We start from the raw sequence: 13,569 nt of genomic DNA, 5'->3' as shown, positions 1-13,569 counted from the left end.
GTGTCGACGTCGCCTCTCCATCCTGAGGCTCATCGAGCGCCGGAGCACATGGAGGAGTATCGCCTACGCGCCCGCCCGCTCCAGTGCGATCAGATCCGCGTACTGCCGATTCTCGGCGATGAAGGCTGCGACGAACGGGCAGCGCACCGTAATGCGCAGTCCACGTTCGCGGATGTCGTCGAGCGCATCGGCGACGAGGTCGGCGGCGATGCCCCTCCCGCGGAACTCGGGCACCACGGTCGTCGTGAGCACGATGACCCGGCCGTCCACGACGTCGTAGCGAAACGTCGCGATCTGCCTGCCGTCGATGGTGGCGGCATAGACCTGTTCGTCGGAGCGATGGAGCAACTGGATCTCGGACTCAGCGTCCGCCGAGGGTCGGTCGACCTCGCGGACCATGCTGGTCGCGACCTCGTCGAGGAGGGCCACGGTGCCCTCGTCGAGGAAGCCCGCGCCGTCGGGATACCCGGCCGCATCGGGATACTCGATCGACCTGATGCCGTCGCCTGCACTCATCGCGTTCTCCTTCTGTCCGAACCACTGGTTGCGACAGGATCCCGGCGGCGGGTGGGACCAGCCGTGGTCTGCTTGGCGCTACCTCCGGAAAGGCCGCCTGAAACCCAGTGCTCCCGCTCTTCTCTCACGACTCGGCCGGGCCTGTCATCAGCGAAGACCGAGCGGATGGCCGAGTTGTGACAGATCTGCCGAGGTCGTCACAACCTGATGCTCCGCTCGGTCTGAGCTGATACCGACCCGCACACTGCGGGAACGATTCGAGAAGGGGAACAGTCATGTCAGATCAGAAGCCGACCGTCGTGCTCGTGCACGGCGCATTCGCCGAGTCCGCGAGCTGGAACGGCGTCATCGCGGCCCTCTACGCCGAGGGGGTCACCTCGGTCGCAGTCGCCAACCCGCTCCGCAGCCTCGCCGGCGACGCCTCGTACCTGCGCGACGTCATCGCCTCGATCGACGGGCCGGTCGTGCTCGTCGGCCACTCGTACGGTGGACTCGTGATCAGCGAGGCATCCGCCGGCAACGACCAGGTCGTCGGCCTCGTGTACGCCTCCGCCTTCGTGCCCGAGCCCGGTGACAGCGCCTTCTCGCTGTCGGCGAGCGAGCCCGGCTCCACGCTGGGCGACGCCCTCGACGCACGTCCGATCTCGACGGGCGGCATCGAGTTCGTGATCCGCCGTCCCGTGTTCCGCGACCAGTTCGCCGCCGACGTGCCCGTCCAGGTCGCGGGACTGATGGGCGCGACCCAGCGCCCCGTGACCGAGGCGGCACTCAAGGACGCCGTGCAGGCGACGATTCCCGGCTGGAAGGACCGCCCGTCATGGCACGTGTTCGGCAGCGAGGACCGCAACATCCCGGCCGCCGTGCTCCGGGCCGGCGCCGAACGTGCAGGATCGCGCGGCACGACCGAACTCACGGGAGCGTCGCACGCGGTCAGCGTCTCGCAGCCCGAAGCGGTGGCAGCCACGATCCTCGAAGCCGTACGCGGAGTGCTCGACGACCGAGCTGCCGCGTAGACAGCCTCCGCATCCTCGCGCCGCAGGTGCGCGGGACCGGCCGCCGGTCTCGCGCACCCGCGGCACCACGGTGGCGCTCAGGGAATCTCGACTTTTCCTCCCGGACGTGTCACAACCGCGCGTACCATCCGGTCTCAGTTGGAAAAGGACGGCTGGCGTCCCTCCACCGACTGACAGGATCAGAGCATGGATGCGAACCTCGACGATGCGCTCGCCGCCTTCCAGGCCGTGCGCGGGAGGCTCTTCGGCATCGCCTACCGCATGCTGGGCAGCGCCGGCGAAGCGGAGGACATCGTCCAGGAGACGTGGTTGCGCTGGCAGGGCACCGACCGCACCGTCGTGCAGGACCCGCCGGCCTTCCTCGCGACCGCGACGACTCGCCTCGCGATCAACGCGCTGCAGTCGGCGCGGAGCCAGCGCGAGACCTACATCGGCCCCTGGTTGCCCGAACCGGTCGACACCAGCGCCGACCCGACCCTCGGCGCGGAGCGAGCCGAGGCGCTCGGGTTCGCCGTCCTCGTGATGCTCGAGCGTCTCACCCCGACCGAGCGGGCCGCCTACGTGCTGCGCGAAGCATTCGCATACCCGTACGACCAGATCTGCGAGATCGTGCAGGTCTCCGAGGCCGCGGCCCGGCAGCTCGTCTCCCGCGCCCGGAAGCACCTCACCGGTGAACGCCGACGGGATGTGCCGCAGTCGGAGCAGCGGCGACTCCTCACCGCGTTCCTCACGGCGGCGAAGACCGGCGACCTGATGCAATTGGAGCGCCTGCTCTCCGAAGACGTCGTGTCGTACTCCGATGGTGGTGGTGTCGTACGCGCCTCGAAGTTCCCGGTGGTCGGCCGCCAGCGCGTCGCGAAGTTCGTGCGCGCCTTCCACACGCACTTCTGGAACGGCGTGGACATCACCGAGGCCGACACGAACGGCCAGGCATCGGTGATCCTCTCGAAGGACGGCGTCACGTTCGCGGTGATCACGCTGGTCGTCGGCGCGGAGGGCATCGACCAGGTCCTCTGGATGATGAACCCCGACAAGCTCGGAGCTGTGGCATCCCGTGTCACAGCATGACCTCGCCGCTCGTCTCCTCGTCGCATGGGAGAACTGGGACGAGGTTGCATTGTCGAGCGTGCTGCACCGCGATGTCGCGCTGATCGTCGACACCGGCGACGAGACCGGCGGCGAGCTGTGCGGCCGCGTTCGGGTGATCCGCGCGCTCGATTCACAGCTGACTCGGTATGCGGATGTCTCGCTGCGGGCCGTGCATGTGAGCGGGCGCTCCGGCATCGCCCTCCGCCGCGAGGGTGGCGAAGTGGTGGGCGTACTGAGCCTCGACGGTGCGGAGTCGATCGATGCACTCTGGCTCTCGACGGCGCCGGCGAAGCTCGCTCATTGGAACCGTCGACGCCCCGACATCTGCTGACGAGCGGCGACTCCTCGCGTGTCAGCCGCGCGTGTTCCTCCCGGCTCGACCCGTCGACCGGGGCGGCTGGGCGCGCATGAACGTCGAGACGAGCCCGAGCAGTCGGGTCAGTTCCTCGCGGTCCGTCGGTTCGAGCGCATCGACGAGCACCGCACGGACGACCTCGATGTGCCCGGGAAGCACGCGTTCGAGCCGGGCGGCGCCCTCCATCGTGAGTATGACGTTGACGCTTCGCTCGTCGTCGGAGGATGACTCGCGCACCACGAGCCCGGCCTGTTCGAGTCGATCGACCTGATAGGTCAGACCGCTGCGGCTATGCACCAGCCGGTCGGCGAGGGCCGTCATCGTGCTCCGCCTCGACGTGTCTTCACCGAGGATCGCGAGGATCTGGAACTGCGTGAAGCTCAAGCCGCCGTCAGCGCGCAATTGTCGCGCAACGCCGTGCTGCACGAGGGAGCTCACCTCAAGGAGCGAGAAGTAGACGCCGAACTCGGGAGGGAGCGCAGGCGGCACAGCTGAGGCGGACATACCGCGATCCTACGAAGAAATTCGTTCGAATTGGAAATAATCGGTCGAGCGTTACTGTTTCGAATTCGTAGCAAGTAGTTCGAATTCGAAGGAGTATATGACGAACACGGAAATCGAGACCACCCAGGCGCTGTGGGCGCCGACACGGCTCGGTCGCATTCCGCTCGCCCACCGCCTTGCGATGGCACCGATGACCCGGAGCCGGGCCACCGCAGACGGGCTCGTGACGGGGCTCACGCAGACCTATTACGCGCAGCGGGGGTCGCTCGCGATGCTCATCACCGAGGGGACCCAGCCGTCGGAAGACGGGCAGGGCTACCTGGCGACACCCGGCATCCACAACGGGGCCCCGGCGGCGGCCTGGCGTGACGTCGCCGACGCGGTCCACGAGGCCGGATCGACGCTCGTCATCCAGCTCATGCACGTCGGCCGGGTCGCCCACCCCTCCAACACCCCGCACGGACGGGCTCCACTCGCCCCGTCGGCGATCGCCGCCAAGGGCGACATGTTCACCGCCGCCGGACCGCAGCCCATGGCGATGCCGCGTGAGATGAGCGGAGCCGACCTCGCACAGACGATCGCCGACTTCCGGCACGCCGCGCGTCTCGCGGTCGACGCCGGGGCCGACGGCGTCGAGATCCATGGCGCGAACGGCTACCTCCTGCAGCAGTTCGTGAGCACCAACGCCAACCGCCGCACCGACGGGTACGGCGGCGACATCCTCGGCCGCGTGCGCTTTCCGGTCGAGGTCGCGACTGCTGTCGCCGAAGAGATCGGCGCCGACCGGGTCGGCTATCGGATCAGCCCGGGCAGTCCGCTCGGCGACATCGTCGAGGACGACGTCGCCGAGGTCTACGGCGCGCTCGTCGACGCGCTCGCTCCGCTCGGGCTCGCCTACCTGCACGTCGTGCATCTCGGCGATGAGGGGCTGCTCCGCGACATCCGCGATCGCTGGGCAGGAGGGCTCGTGCTCAACCGGGCAGGCGCCGACATCGACCGCCGCGCGGAGGACGTACGCGACGGACTCGCCGACGTCGTGAGCGTCGGCGCCCTCGCGCTGGCGAACCCCGATCTGCCCGCCCGCATCAGGGCCGGAGCATCGATGAACGAGCCCGACCTGTCGGCGCTCTACGGCGGTGGTGAGCGCGGGTATACCGACTACCCGCGGCTCGCAGCCTGATCATCCACGAACCATCCACACGAAAGGAACTGCATCATGCGCGCCATCCGATACTCCGCCTACGGAGACCCGACCGTGCTCGAGACCGTCGAAGTACCTCGCCCCATCGCCGGCCCCGGCGAGGCCCTGGTGCGAGTCGCAGGCACCACGTTCAACCAGGTCGATGCGACGATCCGCACCGGCGCCCTCGCGAACGCCTTCCCGATCGACCTGCCGCACACGCCCGGCATCGATCTCAGCGGCACCGTCGTCGACATCGGTGAGGGCGTGGCCGACGACCTCGTCGGCCGGAACGTCATCGCCTTCTTGGCGATGACCGCCTCCGGTGCGGCGGCCGAGTACGTCACCGTGCCGGCCGAATCGCTCGCCCCTGCTCCGGAGTCCGTTCCGCTGCCGGAGGCGGCATCGCTCGCGTCGAGCGGACTCACCGCATGGCAGGCCGTCGAGTCGGCCGGTGTGCGCCCCGGCCGGTCGGTGCTCGTGAACGGTGCCGGCGGCGGGGTCGGCGCGTTCGTCGTGCAGCTCGCCGCACGGGCCGGTGCGACGGTGATCGCCACGGCCGGTGCGCGCAGCCGCGACGCCGTGCTCGCACACGGTGCGGGCGAGGTGATCGACTACACCGAACGCTCCGTGGCGGACACGCTGAATCGACCGGTCGACATCGTCGTGAATCTCGTGCGCACGACGCCCGAAGAGACCGCGGCGCTCGTCGCGCTCGTCGCGCCGGGCGGTGCGTTCGTCTCGACGACGACACCGGGCGTGGCGCCCGCGGGCACGGGGATCCGCACTGTGAGCGTCTTCGCACGCAGCGATGCCGCCCAGCTCGCTCGACTCTCGAACCTGGTCGATGCCGGGGAACTACACCTCGATGTGAGCGCCCGATACTCGCTGAAGGACCTCGCCCGGGTGCACGCGCTGGCCCAGTCCGGGGCGCTGCGCGGGAAGGTGATCCTCACGCCGACCGGGTGGTGACCGAGGGGCGGCGACGACGAATTCACTCCCACCCGTCACAGATCGGGTGGGAGTCCGGTCTGAGTTCGTGACGGCAGCGGCACCGGCCGCAGCCCTGACGGAAGGCACCCAGTCATGAAGATCGTCGTCATCGGAGGCACCGGCCTCATCGGATCCAAGGTCGTCGAGCACCTCATCGAGCACGGCCACGAAGCCATCCCGGCCTCGCCGAACTCAGGCGTGAACACCATCACCGGCGAGGGTCTCGCCGAGGTGCTCGTGGGAGCGGACGTCGTCGTCGACGTGTCGAACTCGCCGTCGTTCGCCGACGACGACGTGCTCGCGTTCTTCACCACCTCCACCTCGAACCTGCTCGCTGCCGAGCGCGAGGCCGGTGCGACCCACCACGTGGCCCTCTCGATCGTCGGCGCCGAGCTCCTGCCGAGCAGCGGATACCTGCGCGCCAAGGTCGCCCAGGAGAAGATCATCGAGGAGTCGGGGCAGCCGTACTCGATCGTGCGCGCGACGCAGTTCTTCGAATTCGTCGGGCGCATCGCCGACGAGGCGACGGTCGACGGCGTGGCTCGACTCAGCACGGGCCTCATGCAGCCGATCGCCGCAGCGGATGTCTCGGCCGCCGTCGCCCGTGTCGCCGCCGGCGACCCGATCAACGGCACCCTCGAGATCGGCGGGCCCGAGCGCTTCGGCCAAGACGAGTTCGTTCGCGTCGGCATGGCCGCGAAGGGCGACCCCCGCACCGTCATCGGCGACGCGGAGGCGCCGTACTTCGGCACGAAGTTGACCGGCACCGAGCTGGTGCCCCTCGGCGCCGATGCCCGGCTCTCGACGACGACGTTCTCCGACTGGCTCGCCGCGCAGTCGGCGCCGGTGAAGTAGCCCGCCATGCGGATCTCGGTCATCGGCGGCACCGGCCTCATCGGTACACGACTCGTGGCGCGGCTCGTCGCCGACGGCCACGACGTCGTCGTCGCGTCACGCGCGACCGGCGTCAACTCCTACACCGGCGAGGGGCTCGCGGAGGCCCTCGCCGGGGCGGAGGCGCTCATCGACGTCTCGAACTCCGACTACCTCGACGAGGCGGCCGCGAACGAGTTCTTCTACGGCTCGACGCTCAACCTGCTCACCTACGGCGCCGCGGCGGGCGTGCCCCACCACGTCGCGCTCTCGGTCGTCGGCACCGATCGACTCGCTCGCTCTGAGGGCGGCTACTTCGCCGCGAAGGCGGCGCAGGAGCGGCTCATACGTCAGTCGGGCCGACCGTACTCGATCGTGCACGCCACCCAGTTCTTCGAGTTCATCGCGAACATCGCCGATGCGGGCACGAGCGAGAACGTCGTGCGGCTCTCCCGGGCACTGTTCCAGCCGATGGCGGCCGACGACGTCGCGGCCGCGGTGGCGGCGACCGCGAACGGGGCACCGGTGAATCGCGTCGTCGAGTTCGCCGGGCCCGAGCAGTTCCGGCTCGAAGAGCTCGTGCGTCGCCAGTTGCGCGACCGCAACGACCTGCGCGACGTGAGGGTCGACCCTCTCGCCCGGTACTTCGGCACCGACCTCGAGGAGCGCGAGCTGCTGCCCGGGCCCGATGCGACGATCATGCGCACCCGTTACGAGGAGTGGATCGCGGCGGGCGGGCGGCCGAACGTCGAGCTCGAGGGGTCGGCGAGTTGAACGCCCCCGAACGTCCCGCCGCGCGCCGCGACCTCGACGGGAAGGTCGTCCTGGTCACCGGGGCGTCCTCTGGCATCGGCCGGGCGACGGCGCTCGCGTTGTCGAGCGCAGGCGCGCGCGTCGCCGTCGGCGCGCGCCGCGTCGATCGGCTCGACTCGCTCGTCGACTCCGCATTGGGCGAGGCCATCGCCCTGCAGCTCGATGTCACCGACCCGGCATCGGTGGCGCGCGCCGTCGAAGAGACCGTCGCGCGGTTCGGGCGACTCGACGCGCTCGTGAACTATGCCGGGCTCATGCAGAGCGGAATGATCCTCGACGCCGACGTCCGCGAATGGCAGCGCATGGTCGACACCAACCTGCTCGGCTCGATGTACGCCGTGCACGCCGCCCTGCCGCACCTCCTCGAGACGAAGGGCGCGGTCGTGCAGGTGTCGTCGACCGCTGCACGTTCAGCCTCACTCGGCAGCGGGGTCTATGCCGCCACGAAGTTCGGAATCAGCGCCTTCTCGGAGTCGCTGCGTCAGGAGATCACCGACCAAGGCGTCCGCGTGATCGTGATTCAGCCGGGCTTCGTGGACACGGAGCTCACGAGCCACATCACGGACCGAGGATGCAGGCCGCAGCCGCCGAGTTCTCATCGTCAATACGGACGCTGCGTGCCGATGACATCGCGGAGGCGATCGTCTATGCCCTCAGCCAGCCTGACCACGTCTCGATCCACGAGATCCTGGTGCGTCCAACTGACCAGGTGCGTTGATCTGACAGGTCACCACGTGCTGCGACGACCCGACCGGCCGGCTGATCTCCTCCGCCGTGAGGCTCAACGCGACGCCCGGATCGTGCAGACGGAGCGCCGGCCATAGGGGTTGGAGATCGATCAATCGATCAACGTGCGGAGGAGTTCGCGGACGCGGGTCTCGATTGAGTCTCGGACCGCGCGCACGCCGGAGAGCGGGAGGCCGGCCGGGTCGTCGAGGTCCCAGTCGAGGTATCGCTTCCCGGGGTAGATCGGGCACACGTCGCCGCATCCCATCGTGATGACGACGTCTGCGGCTCGGACGACCTCGTCGGTGAGTGGCTTCGGGTACTCGCCGGCGAGCGGTGCGCCGATCTCGTCGAGGGCCGTGACGACCGTTCCGCGAACGCCGGTGGCCGGCGCCGATCCGGCGGTGCGCACGATGACGCGGTCGCCGGCGAGCTGGCGGAGAATGGCCGATGCCATCTGCGAACGTCCCGAGTTGTGCACGCAGACGAAGAGGACCTCCGGCACACCATCACCCGTCTCGACGGAGGCAGCCAGTGCGTCGAGTCGGTCTGCGGCGAAGCGGGCGGTGAGCGACGTGAGATGTTGGCTGGTGCCTTCTCGGGCGACGAGCAGCTCTCGGCTCTCGCGAACGTACTGCTCGACGGTTTCGGGGTTGAAGGTGCCGGCGAAACGGTCGCTGAGATCGCGGATCACCCGGGCGAGGCCGTCGTCATCCACGGTGGAGGCTTCATCCACGAGGAGGCCGGTGATCCACTCGCGGTGTGCGGGAGACACCGAGTACCAGACTCTCCGGCCGTCGGGTTGCCGCTCCAGGATCCCTTCGTCGAAGAGGGCTCGAACGTGGTGACTGACGGTTGGCTGCCGCAGCCCCAGGCGGTCAGCGAGGTCTCCGACGAGCCCTCGCTGATCTTCGCTGTCGAGGATCATCGAGAGGATGCGCGCACGGGTCGGATCTCCGACGAGGCGGAGTTCGCTTGCACCCGCGGGCGTTGAATCCATAGACCACAGTCTATCGAGTCGGAATCGAGTCAGGGTCGGCGTTGCGACAGCCCTGGGTGAGCGCGTCGGCGGCTGATTGCGAAGAACATGAGCGGGGCGCCGACCACGGTGGGAAGAACCCAGAGCGCCCATTGGGGCAGAAGTTGCCAGACCGGTAGCTGGGGGCCGTTGTCGACAAGGAACGCGGTGAGCATCGCGATGTAGGACACGCTCATCGCGGCGATATGCCAAGCATCCGAAGCCCGCAATCGTCGGTTCACGACACCGTGCGACGCGGATGCCATCGCGATCATGCCCAGCACGAGGAGGTGCAAGTTGAGTGGCCAGCGGATGGTCACCATGATGACCATGGTGAGGAAGATCACCGCCTGTGCGGTGACGTAGGTCCACCCGAAACGACGATGGCGGCGTGTGCCCTTCTTCATCAGCATGACCGCTGCGCCGGTGACGACGGCGGTGATGCCGGCCGCGATGTGCAGTGCCACGGATACGAGGAACAATGGCCCGGCGTCAGGGATCTCGATGCCGAAGAAGTCGATCATGCTCGCCGGCCCCGGTGGTCAGCGAACTCGAGGACGCCGAGGGTTCCGTCGATCATGCCCTGTGGAGCGTCCGCGGGGCGCAACGTCGCATCGCTGGCCGCCGGACATGCGCGCCGCGCGGTTCGCGCGCTTCTGGACGATGTGCTCGTGGGATCCATTTGCACCCCTTAGGTCCATCATCTTCGTATTCGCCGTGATCGGCGAGTACTTGGCGCATGCAAGATCTACGAACCGGCAACGGGCGATGCGGCGGCCATCGAAGGGGAGCCGTGCACCCTTACTGAAGTCGCTCGATAGAGCCTTGGTGCCAGGCCCGAGAGGGGTCCCGCACTCGGGCGGGACCCCAGAGTCTGGTGCTCGTCGGGTTCCGGCAATCACCGACTGACTCCGAAGGGATTGGGAGCGAGGATCAGGCGTTCGTCCGCTCCGCCACCCGGCGCGGGGTCGCTAAGGTGTCCGTGGGCTCGGTGAACCGCGGGCGTAGCCAGAGCGCGACGTAGACGAGCGCCACGAGGGCGGGAACCTCGATGAGGGGGCCGACGATGCCGGCGAGGGCCTCGCCGCTGGTTGCTCCGAAGGTGCCGATGGCGACGGCTATAGCCAGTTCGAAGTTGTTGCCTGCGGCGGTGAATGCCAGCGTGGTCGTGCGTTCGTAGCTGAGTTTGATGAGCTTTCCGGTCGCGAAGCCGATGGCGAACATTGCGGCGAAGTAGACGAGCAGCGGAAGGGCGATGCGGGCGACATCGAGCGGCTGGTCGATGACCTGTTGTCCCTGCAGTGCGAACAGCATGACGATCGTGAAGAGCAGCCCGCCGAGCGCGAGCGGGCTCACCTTCGGCAGGAACTGGTTCTCGTACCAGTCGCGACCGCGACGGCGTTCGCCGATGAAGCGGGAGAGGAAGCCGGCGAGGAGCGGGATGCCGAGGAAGACCAGAACGCTGATCGTGATCGCGCCGATGGAGAATTCGGCGCTCGTGGTCGGCAGGCCGAGCCAACCTGGTAGTACCTGCAGGTAGAACCAGCCGAGCCCCGCGAATGCGATCACCTGGAACACCGAGTTCAACGCGACGAGGAAGGCGGCAGCTTCGCGGTCGCCGCAGGCGAGGTCATTCCAGATCAGGACCATGGCGATGCAGCGTGCGAGACCGACGATGATGAGGCCGGTGCGGTACTGCGGAAGGTCAGGAAGCAGGATCCCGGCGAGCGCGAACATCAGCGCCGGCCCGATGAGCCAGTTGAGGACGAGCGACGACACGAGGAGCTTCCGGTCGCCTGCGACCGCTCGAGCGTCGGAGTAGCGCACCTTCGCGAGGACGGGATACATCATCACGAGCAGTCCGATCGCGATGGGAATGCTCACTGACCCGATCGAAGCGGCGTGGAGGAACTCTCCGAGCGCCGGGGCGAAGACCGACAAGCCGATCCCGACCGCCATCGCCAGGAGAATCCAGACGGGCAAGAGTCGGTCGGTTGCGCTGAGCCGTGCGGGCAGAGCGGGGTTACTCACGTTCACTCCTCGTGATCCATAGACAAGAGTCGATGTGAACCTTAGGAAGGATATTGATTCTCGTCAATATTGACAGTTATCAATATTCGTTGCATCATGGCTGCATGAGCTCGACGATCACACTCCCGGTGACGGACGTCACCGCGTGCTGCGCGCCATTGGACCGCGAGGTTCTGGCGGCCGACAACGCCGAAGCGCTCGCTCGGTCGATGAAGGCCCTCGCCGACCCGGCCCGGCTCCGGCTTGTGTCGATGGTCGCCGCCCACGAGGGTGGCGAAGCGTGCGTCTGCGATCTCATCGAGCCGCTCGGGCTGTCCCAGCCGACCGTGTCCCACCACCTGAAGGTCCTCACCGAAGCCGGCTTCCTCACGCGGTCCAAGCGGGGCCAGTGGGCCTACTACCGACTCGTTCCCGGCGCGCTTGACTCCCTCAGTCGCCTGCTCGTCACCATCTGACCACCCACAACGGAAGAAGAACTGCGATGACCCTCGCTGAGCTGCCCACCCCGACCCTCACGAAGTTCGACCGTCTCACCGGCCTGCCCGTCGCCGTGATCGGCGCGGGACCTGTCGGTCTCGCCGCGGCCGCGCAGCTGCTCGAACGTGGCATCGACGTCGTCGTCCTCGAAGCCGGCGAGTCCGCCGGTGCGGCCGTGACGTCATGGGGTCACACGCGGCTCTTCTCGCCCTGGGAGTACCTGATCGACGAAGCGGCCGCCCGCCTTCTCGACAAGACCGACTGGGAATCGCCCGCGGCGAAGCGGCTGCCCTACGGTCGCGACCTCGTCGAGCAGTACCTCGAACCGCTCGCCGCGACCCCCGAGCTCGCACCGCGCATCCGCTACGGCGCCACGGTCACCGACGTGAGCCGCCAGGGCATGGACCGGACCCGTTCGAACGGTCGCGCAAGCGCACCGTTCGTGATCCGGGTGCGGGACGAGTCGGGCAACTCCGAGCAGGTCCTCGCGCGTGCGGTGATCGATGCGTCCGGCACCTACTCGAGCGCCAACGGCCTCCTCGCGAGCGGCCTGCAGCCCGCTGCCGCTGAAACTGTCGGTGAGCACATCACGCACGCACTCCCCGACGTGCTGGGCGAAGACCGCGACCGGTTCGCCGGCAAGGCCACGCTCGTCGTCGGCGCCGGTCACTCCGCCGCGAACACGCTCATAAGGCTCGCGCAGCTCGCTGACGAAGTCCCCGGAACCACGGTCACCTGGGCGATCCGGAACGTGAGCCCGGTCCGTGTCTACGGCTCCGAGAACGACGAGCTTGAAGCTCGCGGCAAGCTCGGCAGCACCGTCCACGACCTCGTGCGCGCCGGCAAGGTCGCGCTGGTCGACCGCTTCGAGATCGACGACGTCGAAGCCATCGGGGACGGGCGTGTGCGCGCCGTGGGGCGCCGCCGCCACGAGGCGGCCGCCGTCGAGGCCGACACCATCGTGAACGCGACCGGCTTCCGCCCGAACCTCGACATGCTCCGCGAGCTCCGACTGCAGCTCGATGACGTGGTCGAGGCGCCGGCAAAGCTCGCACCGCTGATCGACCCCAACCTGCACAGCTGCGGCACGGTCTACCCGCACGGCGTCGACGAGCTCGCGCACCCCGAGCCCAACTTCTTCGTCGCCGGCATGAAGAGCTACGGACGCGCCCCGACCTTCCTCCTCCTGACCGGGTACGAGCAGGTCCGCTCCATCGCCGACGAACTCGCCGGGAACACCACCGCAGCTCGACAGGTTCAGCTCGTCCTCCCCGAGACCGGGGTGTGCTCGACGACCGCCCCGAACCCCGACGGAACGGTCGCCGACGCCGGCAGCTGTGCAACCGACACATCCTGCGGAACACAGCCCTCGGTCGCAGCCAGCACCAGCACCAGCAGCTGCTGCGGATGAGCAACCCCCTGCGCTTCCGGCCGATGGAGCGCGACGACTGGGAGCCGGTCGAAGCGATCTACCGCGCCGGAATCGCGACCGGGCACGCCACGTTCGAGGTCGAACCACCGACCGACGACGCGTTCTTCGCTTCGAAACCTGCGGCGCTCAGATGGGTGGCCGTCGACGCCGATGACGTGATCTGCGCGTGGGCGGCCGCCGGCCCTGTGTCGTCGCGTCCCGTGTACTCCGGTGTCGCCGAGCATTCCATCTACGTCGACCCGGCTGTTGGCGGCCGCGGTGTCGGGCGAGCGCTGCTCGAGCACTTCATCGAGCGGTCCGAGGAAGCCGGCATCTGGATGCTGCAGTCGTCGATCTTTCCCGAGAATCTCCCCAGTCTTGCCCTACATGAGAGGCACGGCTTCCGGCGAGTCGGCGTTCGCGAACGCATTGCTCTCATGGGCTTCGGCCCGAATGCTGGAGTTTGGCGGGATACCGTCCTGCTCGAACGCCGAAGCGAGTTAGTCGGCCCATAGTGAGAGTGCACTTCGGGGAAGCTCTGTTGACTTCACAAACCATAGATCACCATCT

Annotated in this window: 16 protein-coding genes and 1 pseudogene; 11 read left to right on the top strand and 6 right to left on the bottom strand. The window is 68.2% G+C overall.

Going from position 1 to position 13,569, the window contains the following annotated elements:
• Positions 1 to 63: 63 nt before the first annotated feature.
• Positions 64 to 429, bottom strand: a complete 366-nt coding sequence (locus ACFVTR_RS10875) for a GNAT family N-acetyltransferase (protein ID WP_387037214.1) — start codon at positions 427 to 429, stop codon at positions 64 to 66.
• Between the two features lie 362 nt (positions 430 to 791).
• Between ACFVTR_RS10875 and ACFVTR_RS10870 the strand changes: the two genes are divergently transcribed.
• From ACFVTR_RS10870 to ACFVTR_RS10860, 3 genes are all read left to right on the top strand, one after another.
• The gene (locus tag ACFVTR_RS10870) at positions 792 to 1,529 is read left to right on the top strand and encodes an alpha/beta fold hydrolase (RefSeq protein ID WP_387037212.1); all 738 of its coding nucleotides are present in this window, start codon (positions 792 to 794) and stop codon (positions 1,527 to 1,529) included.
• A gap of 186 nt (positions 1,530 to 1,715) precedes the next feature.
• A complete protein-coding gene (locus ACFVTR_RS10865; RefSeq protein ID WP_387037210.1) occupies positions 1,716 to 2,597 on the top strand; it encodes an RNA polymerase sigma-70 factor in 882 nt (293 codons plus the stop codon).
• A complete protein-coding gene (locus tag ACFVTR_RS10860) occupies positions 2,584 to 2,949 on the top strand; it encodes a hypothetical protein (protein ID WP_387037208.1) in 366 nt (121 codons plus the stop codon). The genes ACFVTR_RS10865 and ACFVTR_RS10860 overlap by 14 nt, the downstream gene beginning before the upstream one ends.
• Before the next feature lie 21 nt (positions 2,950 to 2,970).
• Here the strand turns inward: ACFVTR_RS10860 and ACFVTR_RS10855 are convergent, their stop codons facing one another.
• On the bottom strand, positions 2,971 to 3,477 hold the full coding sequence (locus tag ACFVTR_RS10855) for a MarR family winged helix-turn-helix transcriptional regulator (protein WP_387037207.1): 507 nt from the start codon (positions 3,475 to 3,477) through the stop codon (positions 2,971 to 2,973).
• Between the two features lie 97 nt (positions 3,478 to 3,574).
• Between ACFVTR_RS10855 and ACFVTR_RS10850 the strand changes: the two genes are divergently transcribed.
• From ACFVTR_RS10850 to ACFVTR_RS10830, 5 genes are all read left to right on the top strand, one after another.
• Complete coding sequence (locus ACFVTR_RS10850; RefSeq protein ID WP_387037205.1) at positions 3,575 to 4,657, top strand: alkene reductase; 1,083 nt, start codon at positions 3,575 to 3,577, stop codon at positions 4,655 to 4,657.
• Positions 4,658 to 4,693: 36 nt separating this feature from the next.
• The gene (locus ACFVTR_RS10845; protein WP_387037203.1) at positions 4,694 to 5,629 is read left to right on the top strand and encodes an NADP-dependent oxidoreductase; all 936 of its coding nucleotides are present in this window, start codon (positions 4,694 to 4,696) and stop codon (positions 5,627 to 5,629) included.
• A 114-nt stretch (positions 5,630 to 5,743) separates the two neighbouring features.
• On the top strand, positions 5,744 to 6,505 hold the full coding sequence (locus ACFVTR_RS10840; RefSeq protein ID WP_387037201.1) for an SDR family oxidoreductase: 762 nt from the start codon (positions 5,744 to 5,746) through the stop codon (positions 6,503 to 6,505).
• A 6-nt stretch (positions 6,506 to 6,511) separates the two neighbouring features.
• The gene (locus ACFVTR_RS10835; protein WP_387037199.1) at positions 6,512 to 7,297 is read left to right on the top strand and encodes an SDR family oxidoreductase; all 786 of its coding nucleotides are present in this window, start codon (positions 6,512 to 6,514) and stop codon (positions 7,295 to 7,297) included.
• Positions 7,294 to 8,160: an SDR family oxidoreductase gene (locus ACFVTR_RS10830; RefSeq protein ID WP_387037197.1), complete on the top strand. Its 867-nt coding sequence runs from the start codon at positions 7,294 to 7,296 to the stop codon at positions 8,158 to 8,160. The genes ACFVTR_RS10835 and ACFVTR_RS10830 overlap by 4 nt, the downstream gene beginning before the upstream one ends.
• A gap of 14 nt (positions 8,161 to 8,174) precedes the next feature.
• Here the strand turns inward: ACFVTR_RS10830 and ACFVTR_RS10825 are convergent, their stop codons facing one another.
• The 4 genes and pseudogenes from ACFVTR_RS10825 to arsB all read right to left on the bottom strand — a co-directional run bounded on the left by ACFVTR_RS10825 (position 8,175) and on the right by arsB (position 11,117).
• A complete protein-coding gene (locus ACFVTR_RS10825) occupies positions 8,175 to 8,519 on the bottom strand; it encodes a hypothetical protein (protein ID WP_387037747.1) in 345 nt (114 codons plus the stop codon).
• Positions 8,520 to 8,651: 132 nt separating this feature from the next.
• A pseudogene (locus tag ACFVTR_RS10820) lies at positions 8,652 to 8,990 on the bottom strand (ArsR/SmtB family transcription factor); the annotation flags it as partial.
• A gap of 101 nt (positions 8,991 to 9,091) precedes the next feature.
• Positions 9,092 to 9,604, bottom strand: coding sequence for a hypothetical protein (locus ACFVTR_RS10815; protein ID WP_387037194.1), 513 nt, complete (start codon positions 9,602 to 9,604; stop codon positions 9,092 to 9,094).
• Between the two features lie 409 nt (positions 9,605 to 10,013).
• Positions 10,014 to 11,117, bottom strand: a complete 1,104-nt coding sequence (arsB, locus tag ACFVTR_RS10810; RefSeq protein ID WP_387037193.1) for an ACR3 family arsenite efflux transporter — start codon at positions 11,115 to 11,117, stop codon at positions 10,014 to 10,016.
• Positions 11,118 to 11,215: 98 nt separating this feature from the next.
• Here arsB and ACFVTR_RS10805 point away from each other — a divergent pair, with 98 nt between their 5' ends.
• The 3 genes from ACFVTR_RS10805 to ACFVTR_RS10795 are packed head-to-tail and all read left to right on the top strand — an operon-like array spanning position 11,216 to position 13,514.
• Positions 11,216 to 11,566: a metalloregulator ArsR/SmtB family transcription factor gene (locus tag ACFVTR_RS10805; RefSeq protein ID WP_387037192.1), complete on the top strand. Its 351-nt coding sequence runs from the start codon at positions 11,216 to 11,218 to the stop codon at positions 11,564 to 11,566.
• 26 nt (positions 11,567 to 11,592) lie between these two features.
• A complete protein-coding gene (locus tag ACFVTR_RS10800; protein WP_387037190.1) occupies positions 11,593 to 12,999 on the top strand; it encodes an FAD-dependent oxidoreductase in 1,407 nt (468 codons plus the stop codon).
• Positions 12,996 to 13,514 carry a GNAT family N-acetyltransferase gene (locus ACFVTR_RS10795; RefSeq protein WP_387037189.1) on the top strand — a complete coding sequence of 173 codons (519 nt, stop codon included), beginning with the start codon at positions 12,996 to 12,998 and terminating at the stop codon, positions 13,512 to 13,514. The genes ACFVTR_RS10800 and ACFVTR_RS10795 overlap by 4 nt, the downstream gene beginning before the upstream one ends.
• Positions 13,515 to 13,569: the final 55 nt, after the last annotated feature.

It is taken from the genome of Agromyces sp. NPDC058126 (genome assembly GCF_042884595.1).
Taxonomy (GTDB): domain Bacteria; phylum Actinomycetota; class Actinomycetes; order Actinomycetales; family Microbacteriaceae; genus Agromyces.
Note: the sequence above shows the minus strand (reverse complement) of the source record. Positions and strands in the feature narration are given on the sequence as shown.